Raw genomic sequence first — 20,034 nt, 5'->3', positions numbered from 1 at the left:
CAACGCTTTGCCCCTGACTCTTGGGTTTTGGCCATGTCGGCCGGAGGAAGATGCTGGTGAAACGGGGTGGCGAGGCGCAGCAGCGCTGGCCTCGCCGGTTCGCGCCCGGATGCGGCCCAGGGGCGCGGGTGGGTCACCACAGATTGTAGCCGAGCCGGATGCCGAAGGTGCGCGGCCGCAGGATCGCGTAGCGGCTGTACACGAATGCTTCGGGATGGATGTAGGTCACCGCACGGCTATTGCCGAGATTCTCGACATAGAGCGTGACGTTGACGTCCTTGATCGTCACACCGGTCTGCAGGTTGATCACCGTATAGGTGTCGGTGAAGTCGTAGAGCGGGCTGCGCACGCCCAGCGTCCCCGGCGTGTTGGGGAACATGTTCGGGAACGAGCCGACATGCTGGATCTGGAAGCTGCTAAAGCCCTTGGCATCGCCGCCCAGCCCGTACGTGTAGGTGCCGTAGAAAGTCCCCTGGACGTGCGGGGAGGACAGCCGCTGGTCGAGAACCGCGCCGGAAATCTGCGATTCCTGGGTGGAGAGCTTGGTCACCTTCGCATCGTTGAGCGAGCCGTTCAGCCCGAAGGTCAGCCCGGTCGTCGGGGTGAAGGTGATTTCGGCTTCCAGGCCCTGGCTGCGCGCCGCGCCGACATTGGTGGCGAACTGTACTGAGTCCGACAGCCGGTTGGCCTGCACCTGGATATTGCGCCAGTCGATATAATAGGCTGCCAGCGCCGCGGTCAGCCGCCCGCCCAGCCAGCGGCCCTTCAGGCCGACTTCGTAGTTGGTGAGGTTGTCCGAGGTCGCGCCCTGCGGGATCACCAGGTCGGCTGGATTGATGACGCTGACGCTGCCGGCGCGGGCGTTATAGACCGGGGTGCGATAGCCGGTGGAAACCGTGGCATAGGCGGTCAGGTCGCGCGTCGGGCGCCAGGTCAGGCTCGCCTTCCATGATGCCCGCTCGGCCGAGGGGTATTTGGCGGTCGACTGGGCGTTCGCGACCTTCGCCAGCGGCCCGGCGATGCCATAGAGCGCATAGGTGAAATAGGCGGTGTTGAAGCCCGGCCGGGTCGTTACCGTCGCGCCGTACTTGCCGTAGCGCAGCCCGCCGCTCACCGAGAGCGTGTCGGTCAAATGGTAGGTCAGTTCACCGAACCCTGCGAGTTCATAGTTCTTGGTGTTGCTGCCGAAGGCTTGGAACACCGAGTCGGTCAGCCCCGTGATCCCCTTGGCGGTGAGATAGGCCGGGGTCGACTGATAGCGCCCGGCCAGTTCGAGGTCGCGGTGCATGTAGAAGCCGCCGATCACCCAATCGAGCCCGCGCCCGTCCGACTTGGAAACCAGCCGCGCCTCCTGGACGAAGGTCTTGGTCTGATAGTCGTCGTCCATCAGGAACGGGATGGGCAGGGTGGCGCCGAAGGTACCGCCCAGGTCGACGTCGAAATCGCCCTTGTTCACCGACCAGGTCGATGAGCTGACCAGATGGGCGAAGTCGAAGTCGTAATCGATCGTGCCGTTGTAGATCTGCGTCTCGGAGGTGTAGCGGTCCGGGCGCAGGCTGTAGCGCTTGCGGTCGCCCAGCGACGGCGTGACCATCGAGGCATCCTCGGGCCCGCTATTCTCATAGGCGCCCATCAGCTTGATGCTCAGCCGGTCGCTCGGCTTGAACAGCAAGGCGGCGCGGCCGCCATAGCCCTTCAGCGTGTTGGCGTTCTTCTTGCCGGTGCCGATATTGTCGATGAAGCCGTCTTCGTGCCGGTAATAGCCGACCGCGCGCAGCGCGAACTTGTCCTCGACCAGCGGCACGTTGAGCATGCCGTTGTAGCGCTGGCGGATGCCGTCGCCGTCGGGCGTCCAGCCGATATCGACCAGGGCGGAGGCGTCGAAGTCCTTCAGGTTCGGGCTCTTGGTCAGGATGCGCATCGCGCCCGAGAGCGAGCCCGAGCCGAACAACGTGCCCTGCGGACCGCGCAGGAACTCGACGCGCTGCACGTCGAACAGGTTCGAATCGAGCGTGATCGAGTTGCCGATCGTGGTGAGCGGCAGTTCGTCGAGATAGACGGTGGTCGTCGTCTGCAGCCCGGCGCCCCAACCGTTGGTGGAGATGCCGCGCGTGGTGAAGCGGGCATTGTTGTCGCTCGCCTTGTTGAGCGCGACGCCCGGCGTCTCGCGGGCGATGCCCTCGAAGCCGACGATGCCCTTCTGCGTCAGCTCTTCCTGCGAGAAGGCGGTGACGCTGAGCGGCACGTCCTGGAGCCGCTCGTTGCGTCGGGTCGCAGTGACGACGATGTCGTCCTCATGCGTCTCGGCGGGCGTGGCCTGGCTGGTCTGGGCGGGCGGTGTGGCGCCGGTCTGCGCCGCGGCGGGAAGCGCCGCGACCAATGCGATCAGCGACGATGTGCAAGCTAACCCCTTCATATCCTCTCCTCGTCGCTGCCGCATCTTGATGACGCTGTCCTGCGAACGGGAGGAAACATCGCACCGGTGGCGTAACGGAGTCAATACTGACTTATTAGTCAGTCAGTATTGATCGGGGCACGGCCGTGCGAACGGCGGCGCAAGGCCGGCCGATCCTGGCCTCAGGTGATGGTTAGTCCCTTCAGCCCCGCCGCGCGCCATTCGCGGATAAGCGCGTAGAAGGCGATCGGGCCGCCGCCATAATATTCGTCGGATCGGCTGATCGCGCTCCCGACCTTGCCTTCGTCGTTGAAGTTGCCCGGGGTGCATTCGCGCTGGAAATTCTGGAAGCTCTTGTCCTTCGCGCGGATCGTCGCGACCCATTCCGCCTCGGCTTCGGCCGTGGGCTCGACCAGGGTGGCGTCGCGGTCCCTGGCCAGCGCGAGCACGTCCGCGATGTGCTCGGCCTGCTCGTCCAGGCAATAGGTGAGGTTGAAGGCGAGCCCGTTCTGCGATCCGCCCATGTGGAACAGGTTGGGGAAGCCCGCGGAATAGAAGCCGTGCAGCGTCCGCATGCCCGCGCCCCATTCGTCGGCCAGCGAGGCGCCGCCACGCCCGAAGATCGGATGGCCCTTCTGCTGCGCACCCGAGCCATAGGCGTTGCCGAAATCGAAGCCGGTCGCGAAGATCACGCAATCGACCGGGTGGACCTTGCCGCCGAACAGGAAGCCGTCTTCGGTAAAGGCTTCCAGCCCTTTTCCGTCGGTGTCGATCAGGTCGACATTGTCGCGGTTGAACGCCGGCAGATAGTCGTCGTTGAAGCACGGGCGCTTGCAGAACTGGCGGTACCAGGGCTTGAGCGCCTCGGCGGTGGCGGGGTCCTCCACCAGGTCCTCGATCCGGCGGCGGATCTGGTTCATCTTGGCGAAGTCGGCGAGCTCCCGCTGCGCCTGCAGCTCCGATGGCGACATCCCGGCGGCGCGTTCGAAATCGCCGAGCGCGCGCATCGTATCGGTCCAGCCGTCGGCGACCATGTCCTCGTCCTGCGGCATGCCCGTGGTCAGGGCGACGAAATTGTCGCGGCGGCGGCGTTGCCAGCCGGGCTCGAGCGTCTTCCACCAGTCGGGATCGGTCGGCCGGTTGCCGCGCGCGTCGATGCCCGAGGGGGTGCGCTGGATCACGTAGAGATGTTTCGCGTGGCGCGCGAGATGCGGCACCGCCTGGATCGCAGTCGCGCCGGTGCCGATGATGGCGACGCGCTTGTCGGCCAGCCCGGTCAGCCCGCCGGTGGAGTCGCCGCCGGTATAGGCATAGTCCCAGCGGCTGGTGTGGAAGATATGGCCCTTGAACGCGGTGATGCCGGGGATGCCGGGCAGCTTGGGCCGGTCGAGGATGCCGTTGGTGCGGATGACGTGGCGCGCCTTGAACGCGTCGCCGCGATCGGTGCGGACCAGCCATTTGCGCTCGTCCTCGAGCCAGGTCAGCTCGGTCACCGCGGTCTGGAACAGCGCGTCGTCATAGAGCACGAAATGCCGGGCGATGCGCCGGGCATGCTCCCAGATCTCGGGCCCGCGGGCATAGCGCTCGCTCGGCATGTAGCCGGTCTCTTCGAGCAGCGGCAGGTAGATATAGGCTTCGATGTCGCACTGGATTCCGGGATAGCGATTCCAGTACCAGGTGCCGCCGAAGTCGCCCCCCTTTTCGACGATGCGTATGCCGGTAATGCCGCGCTTGCGCAGCGCCGCACCGGCGGAGAGGCCGGCAAAGCCGCCGCCGATGATCAGGATGTTGACCTCGTCGCTCAGCGGGGTGCGGGTAAAGCCCGGCTCGGCATAGGGGTCGTCGGCGAAATGGCGGAAATCGCCCGCCGGCGCGATGAACTGGCGCGTGCCTTCGTCTCGAAGCCGCTTGTCCCGCTCGGCGCGATATTTGGCGCGGAGCGCTTCGGGATCGAACCCCAGTTCGTCGTTCGCCGACGGGCTGTCACTCACAAACATCTCCTGGATATGCAGTGGCTTAGAAGCGGATCGTGCCTTCGACCGCGAGCGAGCGATATTCGTCCATCGTGTAGATGGCGCGGGCGACGCCGGTGATCGATGCGGGGAAGCGGATCGCCGCCCCCGCGGTCTTCTTGTTGGTGAGATTGCGGCCGACCAGCGCGACGTTCCACTTGTCGTCCACGCCGCCGATCTGGATGCGCCCGTCGATCTTGGCCCAGCCTTTTTGCAGGCCCCAGATTGGGTTGTAGCCATCGGCGATGAAATAGTCGGAGCGGAACAGCGTGTTGGCGCTGAACAGCAGCTTCAGGTCGTCGGTCAGGTCCTGATCGTACCGGAAGCCGACATTGCCGCTCCACTTTGGCGCAAACTGTAGCGGCGTGCCCTTGATGTTGTGCGCCGCGATGCTCACCGGATCGGCCGAGTTGCACTGCGCCAGCGTCTCCAGGCTGAGGCAGGGTGCGCCCGGATAGTCGTCGAACTTGGCGTCGAGATAGGCGAGCGAGGCGTTGAGCTGGAGCCCCTTGGCCACCAGCACCTGCGCTTCCGCCTCGACTCCGGTGGACGAGGCGCTGGCGGCGTTGCGGGTGAAGAAGGTGCGGCGATCGGGATCATAGGCCGATTGCTGCAAATCCTCGAACTTGGTCTTGAACACCGAGACGTTCAGCGTCGCGCGCCCGTCGGCCAGCGTCGCCTTCATGCCGGCTTCGTAGTTGGTCGAGCGCTCGGGCTTGAACTGGAAGCCGGCGGCGGTGACGCCATAGGTGTTGCTGACGAAGCCGCCCGATTTCGAGCCGCGGCCATAGGTCAGGTAGAACATGATGTCCTTCGACGCGTCGAACTGCAGCGTCGCGGAGGGATCCCAGTAATGCTCCTTCAGCCGGCCGCTCTGCGGGGCGCCGATCGCGTTGAACTGGACGCCGCTGACGGTGCGCGAGGTGAAGTCGCCATGCTTCACCGTGTCCGAATAGCGCAGGCCCGCGATCGCGCGGAACGCGTCGGCGAAGCGCAGCGTGCCCTGGCCGAAGAAGGAATAGGACCAGCTCGCCTGATCGAAATCGGTCGACTGATGGCCGGTGAAGGCGCCGATATTCTGGTAATAGGTGTCCTGGTGCAGGTGGTAGTCGGATGTGTCGAAATAGCCGCCGACGACATATTCGAACGTGCCGCCGGTGGGCGAGGCCAGGCGGATTTCCTGCGAATACTGGTCGAATGCCTCGGGGAAGCCATTGGAATAGCGCGCGTTGGCGCCGCCCGCCGGCACGGTGCGGTCCGGGCTGAACTCGTCATAGGCGCTGAGGCGGGTGGTGGTGAAATGCGACCAGCCCGAGATCGAGGTGAGCGTGTGGTCGCCGATCGCGATGTTCGCGGTGAGCACGACATTGCCGGTCTTGATCCCGCTCTGCTCCGGGATCGGCGCGGCGCCATAGGGATTGCTGACATAGCGCGTGTCGGTGAAGTTCGCCGGTTCGGTCAGCGAGCCCGAATGGCTGACGCCGCCCCAATATTGGTGGCGGCCATATTCGCCCTTCAGCGAGATATCGACATCGGCCGAGGGCTGCCAGCGCAGGATGCCGCGGACCAGCTCCTGATCGAGCCGCGGGTCGTCCTTGCCGGTGGCGACGTTGCGCAGCCAGCCCTGCTGGCGAACGAACTTGCCGGCGATGCGCGCGGTCAGCGTGTCGCTGAGCGGGCCGCTGACATAGCCGGTCGCCTCATAGCCGTCGCGGTCGAAATTATAGGCGGCGGAAAGCATCCCCTGGAAGGTCTTGGTCGGCCGGGCGGAGATGATGCTGATCGCGCCCGCCGCGGTGTTGCGGCCGAACAATGCGCCCTGCGGCCCGCGCAGCACTTCCACGCGCTCCAGGTCGAAGAAGGGGGCGCTGAACTGCGCGCCGCGGCCGCCATAGATGCCGTCGAGATAGACCGAGACTTCCTGGTCGAACGCCACGTTGTTCGGGCCCGATCCGAAGCCGCGGATATAGACGACCGGGTTCACGCCGCTGTTCAGGATCGCCATGTTGGGCACATAGGCCTGGAGGTTGCGCAGATCGTTGATCTGGCGCTCCTGCAGGTCGTCGCCGCCGATCGCGGCGATAGACACCGGCACGTCCTGCAGCTTCTGCTCGCGTTTGGTGGCGGTGACGACGATCTCGTTCAGTCGGTCCTGATGCCCCTCGGCCGCGGTGTCGGGGGCAGGGGCGGCATCCTGTGCCGCGGCCGGAGCGGCGGCGAAGACAATGCCGGCGGCGAACAGGCCGGCAAGCACGCGAGTGCAGATATTGGATTCTATTTGGGTGCGCATCAGGCCCTCCCTCTCCTGGTGGCCGCACCCGCTTCGAGGCCGGTGTCGTGCCGTTGTTGTCGCGATACGGCGCAGGTTGGGCGCGCGCCTCGCACCGACCAAGCTACATAATTGCATACATATTGCAACGGTCCTGCCGGCCGGGATTTGGACTGACAACGCGATCAATAGAGAGGAAATTAGGCGATATTGATGATTTCCCCCGATTAGTTGCGCGAATGCAACGCGACTCAATGCATGCAATCAGGCTTCAGGCAGCCGATGCGCTCTTTGCCAGGCTCCGTGCGAGCGTCCGCGCCTGCGGCAGGCCGATGAGCAAAAGCGCGATGCATGCAATCATCGCTCCGGCCGTGGTCGTGGCGAGTGCCAGCCCGATCCCCATCGGCCCGCCGAAGACGTGATCGGACAGGCCCGCAGTGACGGTCGGCGCCAGTCCGAGACCGGCGACGTTCACCGTTGCGCCGAACAGCGCCGCCAGCAGGCCGCGCATCCGGTTGGGGGCCAGCGACTGGACCATCGCCGCCTGCACCCCGCCGACTAGGCTCGCCGCGAAGATACCGCCGACAAAGCCGGTGATGGCCAGTGCGGTCGATCCCGTCAGATAGGCGATGAGGAAGCAGGGGATCTGGAGGAAGCCGGCGCCGATCGTGATCAGGATCGGCGCCTCGACCCGCCCGCGCCGGGCCAGCATGTCCGACAATGCGCCGCCGAACAGGATCGCGATCGTGCCGCCCAGCCCGTAGCCGATGCCGAAAACAAGCCCCACCTGCGCCGGCGTCAGCGCATGCAGCCGCATGAAGAAGGCCGGCCCCCAGAGCTGGAAGGCATAGCCGTTCATCGCAAAGGCGCCATAGCCGAGAAAGGTCGGCACGATCGCGCGCCAGTGCGTCCGCACGAACCCCAGCACCTGGGCGATGCGCGGCGGCTCGGCGGTGTCGGCGACGGTAAGGGTGCGTGCCGGCTCCCGCACGGTCAGCCAGATCAGCAGCGCGACCAGCAGCCCGGGCATGCCGACCGCGACGAAGACGAACTGCCAGGGCTCGACGGCTCCGAGCAGCGGCAGGGCAGGGCGCGTCGCCAGTGCCCAGCCCACCACCACACCACCTGCCAGGATCGCCAGGCCGCCGCCGATCGAGGCGCCGCACGCGAAGATCGACATGGCGATGCCGCGGCGCTGGGGCGGGAAATAGTCGGCGATCATCGAATAGGCGCCCGGATTGAGGCTGGCCTCGCCCACGCCTACGCCCATGCGCGCGGCGAACAGCTGCCAATAGCCCCGCGCAGCGCCGCACAGGGCGGTCGCCAGGCTCCATAGCGAGATGCCCAGCAGGATCGCCCCCTTGCGGCTGCGCGTGTCCACCCAGCGCCCGAAGGCGAAGGCGAAGATCACGTAGCAGCTGGCAAAGGCGAAGCCGGCGAGCAGGCTCACCTCGGAATCGGTCAGTCCCATGCTCTTGCGGATCGGATCGATCAGCAGGCTGAGCACCAGCCGGTCGAGAAAGGAGAAGGCCGAGGCCAGCATCAGGCAGGCGACGACATAATAGGCATAGAGCGGCGAGGGGCGGGCGCTGCTCATGGGCGGCTCGGCAGCGGCAGCGGCTCGCGATCGACGAAGCGATATTCGGGCGGCGAGGGCATCTCCTCCACCCGCTCTTCATAATCGTCATGCTCGAGCCGGAGTGCGCGGATCATCCCGGCGTTCATCATGAACATCGAGGCGATATAGGTGAGCTCGATGATCTGCTCGGCGTCGAAATGGCGCTGCAGCTCGGCGAACAGCCCGTCGGGCGTGCGGCCATGATCGAGCGCGATGCAATCGGCATAGGCCAGCACCGCGCGCTCGGCGGCATCGAACCCGTCGGAGATCGGCCAGTTCGGGATCGCCGCGAGCATGTCCTCGTCATAGCCAAGACCGCGCAGGATCTTGCTGTGCTCGGAGAACATCCAGCGACAGCTGCAATTCCAGCCGATCCGGGTGATCGCCAGCTCCATGAACCGGAGCGGCAGCTTCCGCTTCTTGGTCTGTTTCAGGTAGAAGCCGCGCACCGAATGCTCGAGTATGTCGGGGGCATGGGCGAACACCGCCTCGTAATTGCCCGGTGCTCCCGATGCGGTGACGCCCGGCTCGGTCGCGGGATCGCGCCCCGGAAACTTGCGATCGTACATGAACAGCACGAGCGGATCATGCGTATCCGCGCGACTTACCAGCGGCAGCCTGGGCATGTCGGTTCCTCCCTCAATATCGGGCCAGTTCCTTTCGGGCGATCACCCGGGAATGGACTTCGTCGGGCCCGTCGACGAGCCGCATCGTCCGGGTCTTGGCGTAGCTCGCGGCCAGCCCGAAATCGGCCGCCACGCCGCCGCCGCCATGCGCTTGGATCGCATCGTCGATCACCTTGAGCGCCGCGCGCGGCACCGCGAGCTTGATCATCGAGATGTCGTGGCGGACGTCCTTGGCGTCGTACCGGTCGAGCAGGTCGGCGCAGCGTAGCGTGAGCAGCCGGCTCATCTCGATCTCGGTGCGCGCCCAGGCGATCCGCTCTTCCCAGATCGATTGCTTGTCGAGCGTCTTGCCGAAGGCGGTGCGCGCCTTGAGGCGCTTGCACATCGCTTCGAGCGCTGCTTCCGCCGCGCCGATCGTCCGCATGCAGTGATGTATGCGCCCCGGGCCGAGCCGCCCCTGCGCAATTTCGAATCCCCGCCCCTCCCCCAGGATCAGATTTTCGGCCGGCACCCGGACATTATCGAGCACCACTTCGCCGTGCCCGTGCGGGGCATCGTCATAGCCGAACACGCCGAGCATCCGCTCGACGGTGACCCCCGGCGTGTCGCGCGGCACCAGGACCTGGCTCTGTTGGGCGTGCGGCGCGGCCGCCGGGTCGGACTTGCCCATCACGATCAGGATCTCGCAGGCCGGATCGCCGACGCCGGTGGACCACCATTTGCGGCCGTTTATCACATAGTGATCGCCGTCGCGCACGATGCTGGTCTCGATATTGGTTGCGTCCGAGCTGGCGACCTGCGGCTCGGTCATCAGGAAGGCGGAGCGGGTCCTGCCGGCCATCAGCGGCCTTAGCCAGCGTTCCTGCTGCGCCGGCGAGCCATAGCGCAGCAGCACTTCCATGTTGCCGGTATCGGGCGGCGCGCAGTTGAACACGCGCGAGGCGAACTCGACGCGCCCCATCAGCTCGGCGACCGGCGCATATTCGAGATTGGTGAGCCCCGGGGTTTCGAAGGCAAAGCCGTTCGCGGCATGCGCGAGCGCGGCGGGCGGCATGAACAGGTTCCACAGACCCGCGTCCTTCGCTCGGTCCTGCAGCTCGGCGATCAGCGGCACGGTGCGCCAGCGCCCCTCGGCCTGCTCGGCGTGATAGCGGGCGATGTTTGGAAGGATCCAGACGTCCATGAAGGCCGAGACACGCTCGATCCAGTGGCGTTGCTGCTCGGAAATGCGGAAATCCATGAATGCTCCGGCTCAGTAGAAATGGGCGTTGGCTGGATCGACCCAGATATCGGGCAGCCCATCGGATACGCGCTCGGCAAAGGCGGGGTCGCGCTTCTCGAGAAAGGCCTGCACGCCTTCGCGCGTATCGGGCGCGCCGCCACGGGCGCGCATCGCCCGGCTGTCCGTCCGATGTGCCGCCATCGGGTGATCGGCGCCGAGCATCCGCCAGAGCATCTGGCGGGTGAGCGCGACCGCGACCGGCGCGCCGACATGCGCGAGTTCGTGCGCCAGCGCGCGGGCGGCGGGCATCAGCGCCTCGGGGGCGTGGAGCGAGCGGACCAGCCCGGCCTCGAGCGCTTCGTCGGCGCTGACCATCCGTCCCGCCAGCGTCCATTCGAGCGCGCGAGAGATGCCGACGGTGCGCGGCAGGAACCAGGACGAGGCTGCCTCGGGGACGATTCCGCGGCGGGTGAAGACGAAACCGAACTTCGCGCTGGTGCTGGCCAGGCGGATATCGGCGGGCAGCAGCATCGTCGCGCCGATGCCAACCGCCGGCCCGTTGATCGCGGCGACCACCGGCTTCAGGCTCTCGAAGATGCGCAGCGCGGCGACGCCGCCGCCGTCTCGGCTGAGATCGCCATGGCGCAATGCCGCGCGGGCAGGGTCCTCGGCTAGCCGCTCGAACGCGCCCTGGCCGCCCGAGATGTCCGCCCCCGCGCAATAGGCCCGGCCCGCGCCGGTGAGCAGCACGCAGCCGACATCGTCATCGGCATCGCTCCGGTCGAAGGCTTCGACCAGCTCGGCCATCATCCGGGTGTTGAATGCATTGAGCTTGTCGGGCCGGTCGAGCGTGATCGTCGCGATCCGGTCGGCCACCTCGTAGCGAAGCGTCTCGAACACCTCTCCTCCTCGCCGCTGATCGGCAAATTGTATGCAATATAGCGATGCCGTGGCGAAGAGGGGTTGTCCAGCCCCATTTCTGCATGCAACTAGCGGCGCACAACAAAAATGGAGCGTGGCATGAGCGAACTGGTCCGGATCGAACGCGAGGGCGCGATCGCGCTCGTCACGCTCAACCAGCCCGAGAAGCGCAACCCGATCTCCGGGCTCGAGATGATTGACGCGCTCGAAGTCGCGATGCGCGGGCTCGACGCGGATATCGGCGTACGCGTGGTGATCCTCACCGGCGCCGGATCGGCCTTTTCTTCGGGCGGCGACCTCAAGGCGATGGCAACGCCCGGATCGAGCCTGCGCGACGCTCTGCCGTCGCAGACCCGGCGCAACTACAAGGCCGGCATCCAGCGCCTGCCGCTGCTGTTCGAGGCGCTCGAAGTGCCGGTGATCGCCGCGGTCAACGGCCCGGCGATCGGCGCGGGGTGCGACCTGGCCTGTATGTGCGACGTGCGGATCGCCGGCGAGAGCGCGAAGTTCGCCGAGAGCTTCGTCAAGCTCGGTATCGTGCCGGGGGACGGCGGCGCCTGGCTGCTGCCGCGGGTGATCGGCTTCGCCAAGGCGAGCGAGCTGGCGCTGACCGGCGACCTGCTTGGCGCAGCGGAGGCGCTGGCCTGCGGCCTGGTCTCGCGCGTCGTGCCCGACGATCGCCTGCTCGACGAAGCGCGGCTGGTCGCGGCCAAGATCGCCGCCAACCCGCCGCATGCGGTGCGCATGACCAAGCGGCTTCTCCGCGAAGGGCATCGTGCGAGCCTGGCGCAGGTGCTGGAGCTGTCGGCAGCGATGCAGGCGCTGAGCCACGCGACCGCGGACCATGACGAGGCCGTGGGCGCGTTCCTGGAGAAGCGGGCGCCGGTGTTTAAGGGGGAGTGATCCTCCAGACCGTCATCCCGGCGAAAGCCGGGATCTCAGGAGAAGGCGCGGGGAAGGAGCCACCTGAGATCCCGGCTTCCGCCGGGATGACGGCTGGTATCTAGCCCCGCGCCACCACTCCGGCATCGATCAGTCCCGCGATCTCGCCGTCACTCAGCCCTAGCCGCTCGGAAAGCACCTGCTCGCTATGCTCTCCCAGTCGCGGCGCCCGAACCGGCGAGCCGCGCTCCTGCGCAGGAAGCGTCGCAAAGGGCCCGGGCGCTGGATAGTCGAGCCCGCTCGGATTGGCTGTCCGCCCGAACATCGGGTTGCGCGTCACCAGCGCCGGGTCGCGTGCGGCCGCGGTCATCGTCGCATAGCCGCCGAAGCAGCAACCCTTCGCCGCCAGCGCGGCCTCTAGCGGCGCCCGGTCCCAGCCGCGTACCCGCGCCTCGACCAGCGGGAATAGGGCGTCGCGATGCTCGTAGCGCAGGCCCTCGTCCGTCGCGAAGGAGACACCGCGCACTTGCTCGATCGCCGCGATCTCGGCGCCGATGCCCAGCACCTCGACCATCCCGCTCCATTGCCGCGGGGTCATCGCCATCAGCATCAGCCGCTCGCCGTCGCGCGTCACGAAGTCGCGGCCGAATGCGCCATAGACGGTGTTGCCCAGCCGCGGGCGATCCTGGCCTTCCATCACCGTCTCGGCGAGCATGCCGAGATTGGCGGCGGTGCCGATCGCGACATCGGCCAGCGGCACGCGAACTTCCTGGCCCTGGCCGGTTGCGGCACGGTGCTGGATCGCGGCGAGCATCGCAAACGCCGCATAGGCGCCGCTCAGCAGGTCCCAGGCCGGCATGCCCGAATTGACCGGCTCGTCGCCAAGGCTCGCCGGCCCGGTGAGGCCGGGCACGCCGATCGCGGCATTGACCGTATAGTCCAGCGCCGGGCCGCCATTCGCCTGGCCCATCACCCGCACGGTGACGAGGTCGGTGCGCAGCGCGGCGAGCTTGTCATGCGCCAGGAAGCCGTCGACGGGGAAGTTGGTGAGGAACTGGCCGGTCGAGGCAGCGAGGCGCTGCATCAGCTCGCGCCCTTCGCGCTTCGAAAGGTCGATCGCCACCGATTTCTTGGCGCGGTTGAGATTCTCCCAATAGAGCGAGAAGCCGCTCGGCCCGCGCGGCCAGCGCCGGAAATCGGGGCCGCCGCCGGCCTGGTCGATGCGGATCACCTCCGCGCCCATCTGCGCGAGATAGAGCCCGGCGGTGGGCGAGGCGACGAAGGACGAGGCCTCGATCACGCTGAGCCCCTTGAGCAACTGGTACATCAGGCCGCCTCCGCCGCTTCGCGCAGCAGGCGCCTTGCGATCACCAGCTGCAGCACCTGGGTGGTGCCTTCGTAGATCCGGAAGACGCGGGCATCGCGGAAGAAGCGCTCGGCGTCATAGGCGCGCAGATAGCCGGCGCCGCCATGGATCTGGACGCAGCGATCCGCGACCCGGCCACAGGCTTCGGACGCGAACATCTTGGCGCTCGCGGCCTGCACGGTCACCGGCTCGCCAGCGTCGATCCGGCGGCAGGCATCGGTGATCATGCATTCCGCGGCATATATCTCCGCCTCGCTGTCGGCGATCATTGCCTGGATCAGCTGGAAATTGGCGATCGGCTCGCCGAAAGCCGTTCGGGAACGCGCATAGGCTATCGCAGTGTCGAGGATACGCCGCGCATAGCCCGCGCTGCTCGCCGCGATCGACAGCCGGCCATTGTCGAGGCTCTGCATCGCCGCCGCGAAGCCCCGGCCTTCGACTTCTCCCAGCAGCGCGCTTGCAGGCACGCGAACCGCGTCGAGCACCAGGTCGGCGATCTGCGATCCGTCCTGGCCCATCTTCGCCTCGGGCGGGCCGACGCGCACGCCGAGCGCGTCCATCGGCACCAGGAAGGCGCTGATATGCGCGTTGCGCGGCAGCGGTTCGGGCGCGGTGCGCGCCAGCACCAGCGCCAGGCTGGCAAAGGGCGCATTGGTGATGAAGCGCTTGGTACCGGTGAGCACATAGGTATCGCCCTCGCGCACCGCGCGGGTGCGCAGCGCCGCCGCGTCGGAGCCGCTGTCGGGTTCGGTCAGCGCGAAGCAGGCGATGTCGCCGCCAGCCAGCCGCGGCAGCCATTCGGCACGCTGCGCCTCGGTGCCGTGCTGCACCAGCGCCGCGCAGACGATGCCGATATTGATCGACAGGATCGAGCGATAGGCGGGCAGGCCATAGGCGAGCAGCCGCACTGCCTCGACATATTGGCTGACGTTCATCCCCGACCCGCCATATTCGGGCGGCATGGTAAGCCCGAACAGCCCCATATCGCGCATCTCGGCGAGGATCGGCGACGGGATCGCATTGGCCGCGACCACTTCGGCCTCGGCGGGGATCAGCCGCTCGCGGACATAGCGGTGAAGCTGGGCCGCGAAGCTTTCGAACAGCATTGGGTCGATGCCGCTCATACTGCGTCACCCCGGCCTTGTGCCGGGGTCCACCATGCCGCGAGGATCGACCCTTGAGCCGCTTGTCCGTGGCTCGCCTCCCGGTGGACCCCGGCACAAGGCCGGGGTGACGGCGGAAGCGAGGCAGGAAGACCGCGCACCCTAGACATCCGTGAGCCCGACGATCGCGACCGACGAGACGTTTTGGATCGGCGAGCCGCCGAGATTGTGGCTAAGCGCGATCGCCGGCGGGTCCTTGCGCTGCCGCTCGCCGGCGCGGCCGAGCAGCTGGAGGTAGTTCTCGTAAATCATCCTCAGGCCCGAGGCCCCGATCGGATGGCCGAAGCATTTCAGGCCGCCGTCGATCTGGCAGGGGATCTGCCCGTCGGCGTCGAAGAAGCCGTCGCGCACATCCTTCCACGCCTCGCCTTCCTTAGAGACGAACAGGTCCTCCATCGTCACCAGCTCGGTGATCGAGAAGCAGTCATGCACTTCCATCAGGTCGATCTGGTCGCGCGGCCGGGTGATGCCGGCTTCCTCATAGGCCTTGGCGGCCGCAACCCGCGTGGTGTGAAAATAGCTGCCGTCCCAGCCGCCGGCCTGCTGCAGCTCCCAGCCGTTGGACGAGGCGACCTGAATGGCCTTGACCGTCACCAGCTCGCGCTTGCCCAGGCTCCGCGCGATCTCGGGCGTGGTGACGATCGCGCAGGCCGCGCCGTCCGATACACCGCAGCAATCATAGAGCCCCAGCGGATCGGCGATCATCGGCGCGTTCAGCACCGTATCTTCATCGATCAGGTTGCGCAGGTGCGCCTTGGGGTTCTTCGCGCCATTGGCATGGCTCTTGACCGAGACATGCGCCATCGCTCGCTTGAGATCATCGCGCGCCACCCCGTGCTTAGCGCGATAGGCGGCGGCGAGCTGGGCGAAATTGCCTGGCGCCGATCCGGTGACGCCGACCATGTCGAAGGTTGAGCCGCGGCTGCGCACCGGCAGGCCGCCATAGCCCGTGTCCTTGAGCTTCTCGACGCCCATCGCCAGCGCGATGTCCGCCGCGCCGCTCGCCACCGCATAGACGGCGCCGCGGAAGCTCTCGGTGCCGCTCGCGCAGTAATTCTCCACCTTGGTCACGCCGATATTGGGCAGGCGCAGCGCGATCGAGAGCGGGATGCCCGAGGGGCCGATGTTGATCGCGTCGAAGGCGACGCCCAGCCATGCGGCGTCGATCTGGCTGGTCTCGATGCCCGCGTCCGAAATCGCTTCCTCGAAAGCCTCGACCATCAGCGTATCGGCATCGTCCCGCCAGCGCTCGCCGAAGCGCGCGCAGCCCATGCCGAGGATCGCCACCTTGTCCTTGATGCCGCGCGCCATCATTGCTCTCCTTCGACGGCCGGCGTGGCCTTCCAGAAATATTTGATGAAGCCGCGCTGCTCGTCATGGGCGTTGATCCGGAATACCATCCGCATCGGCCGCCCGACCTCGACATCCTCGGCGCCGACTTCGGCGAAGATCGCGACCAGCCGCCCGCCGCCCTCGAAATCGATCGTGCCGTAATACGTGGGGGGATCGGGCGAGAAACTGAGGCTGTCCGCGGTATAGGTGACGATGCGCGCCGGCCGGTCGGCCAGAGGGTAATCCTCCTGTGTGCCGAGCGCGCGGTCATTGGGGTTCACCCCGATATCGGTGCGCGGGAACTGGACGGTGCCCGATTTGGTGCAGCGCCCGCCGACCAGTCCGAGCACCGCCTTGCGGTGGCGGTAGAGCGTGCTGCCCGGCTGCTTCTGGTCGAGCTCGGCGCGCATCCCGCGCTCGAGATCGAGCAGGCCGCGGTGGAACAGGAAGCGCTGGTAGTTGTGGTCTTCCGCGCGTGCCGCGAGATGCCCGCCCACGCCGCGCCGCCTGGGCAGGCGGGCCAGCGCCGCGGTGGTCTCCAGCACCAGCACGTCCGCGCCCTGGCCGAATCCGGCGAGCAGGATGCGCTGGCCCGGTTCGGCCTTTTCCAGCACCGCTGCCAACATCAGCAGCGGATGCGCAGTACCGGTGTCGCCCAGCCCGGCCTGGAGCGTGTCCGCCACTGCCTCGGCACGCACCCCGATCTTCTTCGCCAGCCCCGCCGCGACGCCGCGTGCGCTGATCGGGATCACGGCATGGTCGATCGTCTCGGGCACCACGCCCGATTGCTTCAACGCATCGCGGATCGCGCCGCCGAGCAGCCCGGTATAGCCCTCGTCGCGGATCCAGCGGTTTTCCCAGCCATAGTCGAAGTCCGCGCCGCTCGCGCGGTAATGGTCGACGAAATCGACCGTGACGCTGTGCGTGGTGACCACCGTTGCGATCACCTCGCCTTGGCCGATCAGCAGCGCGGCGGCGCCGTCGCCCTGGGTCAGCTCGGCTTCGGATGCCGGCCGCGCCTTGCGGAGGTCGGAAGCGATGCAGAGCTGGGTCTGCCGTCCCTCGAGTGCCGCAAGCAGCGCGCTGGTGCCGGCGCGCAGGCTCCCGCCCGCATCGGCGGCGCGCGTGGTGTCGGCCAGCGTCAGCGCTTCCTTGACGATGCCGGCATTGAGCCGGTCGGCAAAGGGCAGGGTGGTCGAGGCCAGGCTCAGGGTCTGCACCGCGCAACGGTCGATCCCGGTCAGGCAGTCGCGCGCCGCCTCCACCGCCATCGTCACGGCGTCCTCGTCCCAATTGGCCACCGCGCGCTCGCCTTTCGCGAGGCCGCCCAGCCCGGGCGCGAACCATTTGTTGGCGGCGTGGATTGCGGCGCGCTGGAGCCGGCGCCTCGGGATATAGGCGCCGAACGCCAGGATGCCGGTCTCGCTCATGTCAGCTCCGCAGTGCCATGGGTCAGCACGCGCACGCTGCGCTCCGCCGCCCAGCATTCGAATTGCGCGCGCCCGTCGGCCTCGCGCCAGATATGCGTCTCGATCGTCTCACCCGGATAGACCGGGGCGGAGAAGCGCGCGTCGAGCCGGGTCAGCCGCGCCGCGTCATTGCCTGCCAGGGCCCGCAGCACTGCGCGGCCGGCCACGCCATAGCTGCACAGCCCGTGCAGGATCGGCCGTTCGAATCCCGCGCTGCGTGCCACCTCGGGATCGATGTGCAGCGGGTTGAGATCGCCCGACAGGCGATAGACCAGCGCCTGGTTCGGCGCGGTGGGAAGCGTGACGATCTCGTCGGGCACCCGGTCTGTGGGGACCGCCGCGGGACGCGGGATCGCCGCGCCCGCGCTGCCGCAGCCGCCGTCGCCGCGCAGAAAGGCTGTGCGCCTGTCGGTCGCGTATGGCGTGCCGTCCTCGCCCTCGATCGTGCGCGAGACGAGCACCACCGCGCCCTTGTCCGGGCCCTTGTCCTCGACGCCTTCGAAACGCGTTCGGCCGATAAAGCTGCCTTCGCTCGGCAGCGGGCGGTGGATCGTCACGCTCTCCTCGCCGGCGAGCAGCCGCTTCCAGTCCGCGCCATAGGCGGGATCGCGCCAGAAGAAGCCGGGATAGGCCAGGATCACCGCCATCATCGGCAATGCCTGCAGCTTCGCCTCATAAGTGAAGGTCAGCTCGTCGGCACCGATGCCGAGCGCGTAGAGGATGCTGTCCTTCGCCGTCAGCTGGTGGCGGGTCTCGATCGGCGCCCTCGCGATCAATGCCGCAGGATCGATCATCAGACCGGGTCCCAGGGAAAGATGTCGGTCGAACGCTCGAGCGCGGAAAAGCTGGTGCGGAATGCGGGCAGCAGGTCGCTGGCGATCGTCTCGGCGCTCCAGCCTTCCGAACGGTGCAGCGATCGAACCGGGCGCGGCTTGGAGAAGAGGAAGATCTCGTTCTTGCGCACCGCGAAGATCTGGTTGGTCACCTCGGCCGAGGCGTCGGAGGCGAGGAAGGCGACCAGCGGCGCGATCTTGTCCGCCGTCATCGTCTTCATCCGCTCGACCCGGGCGACTTCCTCCGGCGTGGTCGGCGGGATCGTCGCGATCATCCGGCTCCAGGCGAAGGGGGCGATGCAGTTCGAGCGGATGCCTAGCCGCGCCATGTCGAGCGCGATCGACTGCGACAGGCCGACGATGCCCAGCTTCGCCGCCGAATAGTTGGCCTGGCCGAAATTGCCGATCAGGCCCGATGTCGAGGTGAAGTGGATGAAGCTGCCCGACCCCTGCTCGCGGAAATAGGGCGTCGCGGCCTTGGAGACGTTGAAGGCGCCGTTCAGGTGCACGTCGATCACTGCGCGCCAGTCCTCGTGGCTCATCTTGTGCCAGATGCGGTCGCGCAGGATGCCGGCATTGTTCACGACGGCGTCGATCCGCCCGAAATGCCGGACGGCATCCTCGACGATCGAGGCCGCGCCGATCGGATCCGTGACGCTGGCAGTATTGGCATGCGCCTGGCCGCCCGCCGCCTGGATGTCCGCGACGGTCTGCGCCGCCGGGCCGGCATCGCTGCCTTCGCCTTCGGAGGAGACGCCGGGATCGTTGACCACCACTGCAGCGCCTTCACGGGCGCAGAGCAGGGCGATCTCGCGGCCGATTCCGCGCCCCGCGCCGGTTATGGTGACCACGCGTCCTTCGAGCATTGCCATGCGGCGCATCCCTCCTGTCGGTTATCTATCTCAGCCATACGCAATCCGGCAATTTGCATGCAAGATGGATTTTTGCTTTGTGCCGATAAACTGCGATTTAGAGGGGAATTGGCTAGGACTCCCGCCTATCTTGCATGCAGATTGTGCGGTCGATAGGCTTCCCACAAACAGCGAAGGAGAGGGTCATGCGGTTCAAGGGACGCGTTGCGGTCATTACCGGGGCGGGGCGGGCAGGCGGGATCGGCGAGGCGATCGCGATCCGCCTGGCAAGCGAGGGCGCCGATATCGTCGTCTCCGATCTCTGCCGCGATCGCCCCGACGTGCCGCGCGAGAAGTTCGGCGGCTGGGAAGAGCTGCAGGCGGTTGCCGAGCGGCTGGCTGCGATGGGCGTGCGGGCGCTGCCGATCCGCGCCGATGTGACCGACGAGGCCGAGGTCGCCGCGCTGATGGCGCAGGCCGAGCGCGAACTGGGTCGGATCGACTATCTGTTCAACAATGCCGGGGGCGGTACCGGGGCCGGGCCCGTCGACCAGACGCCGGTAAGCGAACTCGATCGTGCCGATTGGGACTATACGCTGCGCATCAGCCTCGATTCCGCCTTTCTCTGCTCGAAGCATGCCGCGCCGCGCATCGCCAAGAATGGCGGCGGCGCGATCGTCAACACTTCGTCGATCTCGGCGCATCACGGCGTTGCCGGCATCTCGGCCTATGCCGCGGCAAAGTACGGCGTGATCGCGCTCACCCGCAACCTCGCGATGGAGCTGGCGTCGCTGGGTATCCGGGTGAACTGCTTCTCGCCGGGGATGACGCTCACGCCTTATGTGAAGCAGCGCTACGAGCATCTCGCTGCGCAGGACCCCAGTCAGACCGCGCAGCAGCATATGGAGCGGGTCGTCTCCGCGCGGATCCCGCTGCGCCGCCCGGCGCGGCCCGAGGAGATGGCGTCGGTCGCGGCGTTCCTGGCGAGCGACGATGCCAGCTATGTCACCGGGCAGACGATCCAGGTGGATGGCGGAATGCGGGTGTAGGCGATCGCATTGAGTCCCTCCCCCTC

General features: G+C 67.2%; 15 protein-coding genes. 2 read left to right on the top strand and 13 right to left on the bottom strand.

Features of this window, described 5'->3' with window-relative positions; genetic code table 11:
• Window positions 1-133: 133 nt before the first annotated feature.
• From P6144_RS09555 to P6144_RS09525, 7 genes are all read right to left on the bottom strand, one after another.
• Window positions 134-2,416, bottom strand: a complete 2,283-nt coding sequence (locus tag P6144_RS09555) for a TonB-dependent receptor (protein ID WP_277767525.1) — start codon at window positions 2,414-2,416, stop codon at window positions 134-136.
• 161 nt (window positions 2,417-2,577) lie between these two features.
• Window positions 2,578-4,386, bottom strand: a complete 1,809-nt coding sequence (locus P6144_RS09550; protein ID WP_277767524.1) for an NAD(P)/FAD-dependent oxidoreductase — start codon at window positions 4,384-4,386, stop codon at window positions 2,578-2,580.
• A gap of 25 nt (window positions 4,387-4,411) precedes the next feature.
• A complete protein-coding gene (locus tag P6144_RS09545) occupies window positions 4,412-6,697 on the bottom strand; it encodes a TonB-dependent receptor (protein WP_277767523.1) in 2,286 nt (761 codons plus the stop codon).
• A gap of 250 nt (window positions 6,698-6,947) precedes the next feature.
• A complete protein-coding gene (locus P6144_RS09540; RefSeq protein WP_277767522.1) occupies window positions 6,948-8,273 on the bottom strand; it encodes an MFS transporter in 1,326 nt (441 codons plus the stop codon).
• The gene (locus P6144_RS09535; RefSeq protein ID WP_277767521.1) at window positions 8,270-8,920 is read right to left on the bottom strand and encodes a carboxymuconolactone decarboxylase family protein; all 651 of its coding nucleotides are present in this window, start codon (window positions 8,918-8,920) and stop codon (window positions 8,270-8,272) included. The genes P6144_RS09540 and P6144_RS09535 overlap by 4 nt, the downstream gene beginning before the upstream one ends.
• Window positions 8,921-8,933: 13 nt before the next feature.
• Window positions 8,934-10,160 carry an acyl-CoA dehydrogenase family protein gene (locus tag P6144_RS09530; protein WP_277767520.1) on the bottom strand — a complete coding sequence of 409 codons (1,227 nt, stop codon included), beginning with the start codon at window positions 10,158-10,160 and terminating at the stop codon, window positions 8,934-8,936.
• A gap of 12 nt (window positions 10,161-10,172) precedes the next feature.
• Window positions 10,173-11,042 carry a crotonase/enoyl-CoA hydratase family protein gene (locus P6144_RS09525; protein ID WP_277767519.1) on the bottom strand — a complete coding sequence of 290 codons (870 nt, stop codon included), beginning with the start codon at window positions 11,040-11,042 and terminating at the stop codon, window positions 10,173-10,175.
• Window positions 11,043-11,162: 120 nt separating this feature from the next.
• On the opposite strand from P6144_RS09525, the gene P6144_RS09520 reads away from it, so the two are divergent.
• Window positions 11,163-11,966, top strand: a complete 804-nt coding sequence (locus P6144_RS09520) for a crotonase/enoyl-CoA hydratase family protein (RefSeq protein ID WP_277767518.1) — start codon at window positions 11,163-11,165, stop codon at window positions 11,964-11,966.
• 100 nt (window positions 11,967-12,066) lie between these two features.
• Here P6144_RS09520 and P6144_RS09515 read toward each other — a convergent pair whose 3' ends face one another.
• From P6144_RS09515 to P6144_RS09490, 6 genes are all read right to left on the bottom strand, one after another.
• On the bottom strand, window positions 12,067-13,272 hold the full coding sequence (locus P6144_RS09515; RefSeq protein ID WP_277767517.1) for a CoA transferase: 1,206 nt from the start codon (window positions 13,270-13,272) through the stop codon (window positions 12,067-12,069).
• Window positions 13,272-14,435: an acyl-CoA dehydrogenase family protein gene (locus P6144_RS09510; RefSeq protein WP_277767516.1), complete on the bottom strand. Its 1,164-nt coding sequence runs from the start codon at window positions 14,433-14,435 to the stop codon at window positions 13,272-13,274. Before P6144_RS09510 ends, P6144_RS09515 begins: the two co-directional genes overlap by 1 nt.
• Window positions 14,436-14,576: 141 nt before the next feature.
• Entirely contained in the window at window positions 14,577-15,788 is a 1,212-nt protein-coding gene (locus P6144_RS09505) for an acetyl-CoA acetyltransferase (RefSeq protein WP_347275591.1), read from the bottom strand.
• On the bottom strand, window positions 15,785-17,236 hold the full coding sequence (locus tag P6144_RS09500; RefSeq protein WP_277767515.1) for a 3-oxoacyl-[acyl-carrier-protein] synthase III C-terminal domain-containing protein: 1,452 nt from the start codon (window positions 17,234-17,236) through the stop codon (window positions 15,785-15,787). The genes P6144_RS09505 and P6144_RS09500 overlap by 4 nt, the downstream gene beginning before the upstream one ends.
• Complete coding sequence (locus P6144_RS09495) at window positions 17,233-18,069, bottom strand: MaoC/PaaZ C-terminal domain-containing protein (protein WP_277767514.1); 837 nt, start codon at window positions 18,067-18,069, stop codon at window positions 17,233-17,235. The genes P6144_RS09500 and P6144_RS09495 overlap by 4 nt, the downstream gene beginning before the upstream one ends.
• Window positions 18,069-18,980, bottom strand: coding sequence for an SDR family NAD(P)-dependent oxidoreductase (locus P6144_RS09490; protein WP_277767953.1), 912 nt, complete (start codon window positions 18,978-18,980; stop codon window positions 18,069-18,071). Before P6144_RS09490 ends, P6144_RS09495 begins: the two co-directional genes overlap by 1 nt.
• A gap of 185 nt (window positions 18,981-19,165) precedes the next feature.
• On the opposite strand from P6144_RS09490, the gene P6144_RS09485 reads away from it, so the two are divergent.
• Window positions 19,166-20,008: an SDR family NAD(P)-dependent oxidoreductase gene (locus P6144_RS09485; RefSeq protein ID WP_277767513.1), complete on the top strand. Its 843-nt coding sequence runs from the start codon at window positions 19,166-19,168 to the stop codon at window positions 20,006-20,008.
• Window positions 20,009-20,034: the final 26 nt, after the last annotated feature.

The sequence above is a fragment of the Sphingomonas sp. HITSZ_GF genome, from assembly GCF_029543155.1.
Classification (GTDB): Bacteria; Pseudomonadota; Alphaproteobacteria; order Sphingomonadales; family Sphingomonadaceae; genus Sphingomonas.
Note: the sequence above shows the minus strand (reverse complement) of the source record. Positions and strands in the feature narration are given on the sequence as shown.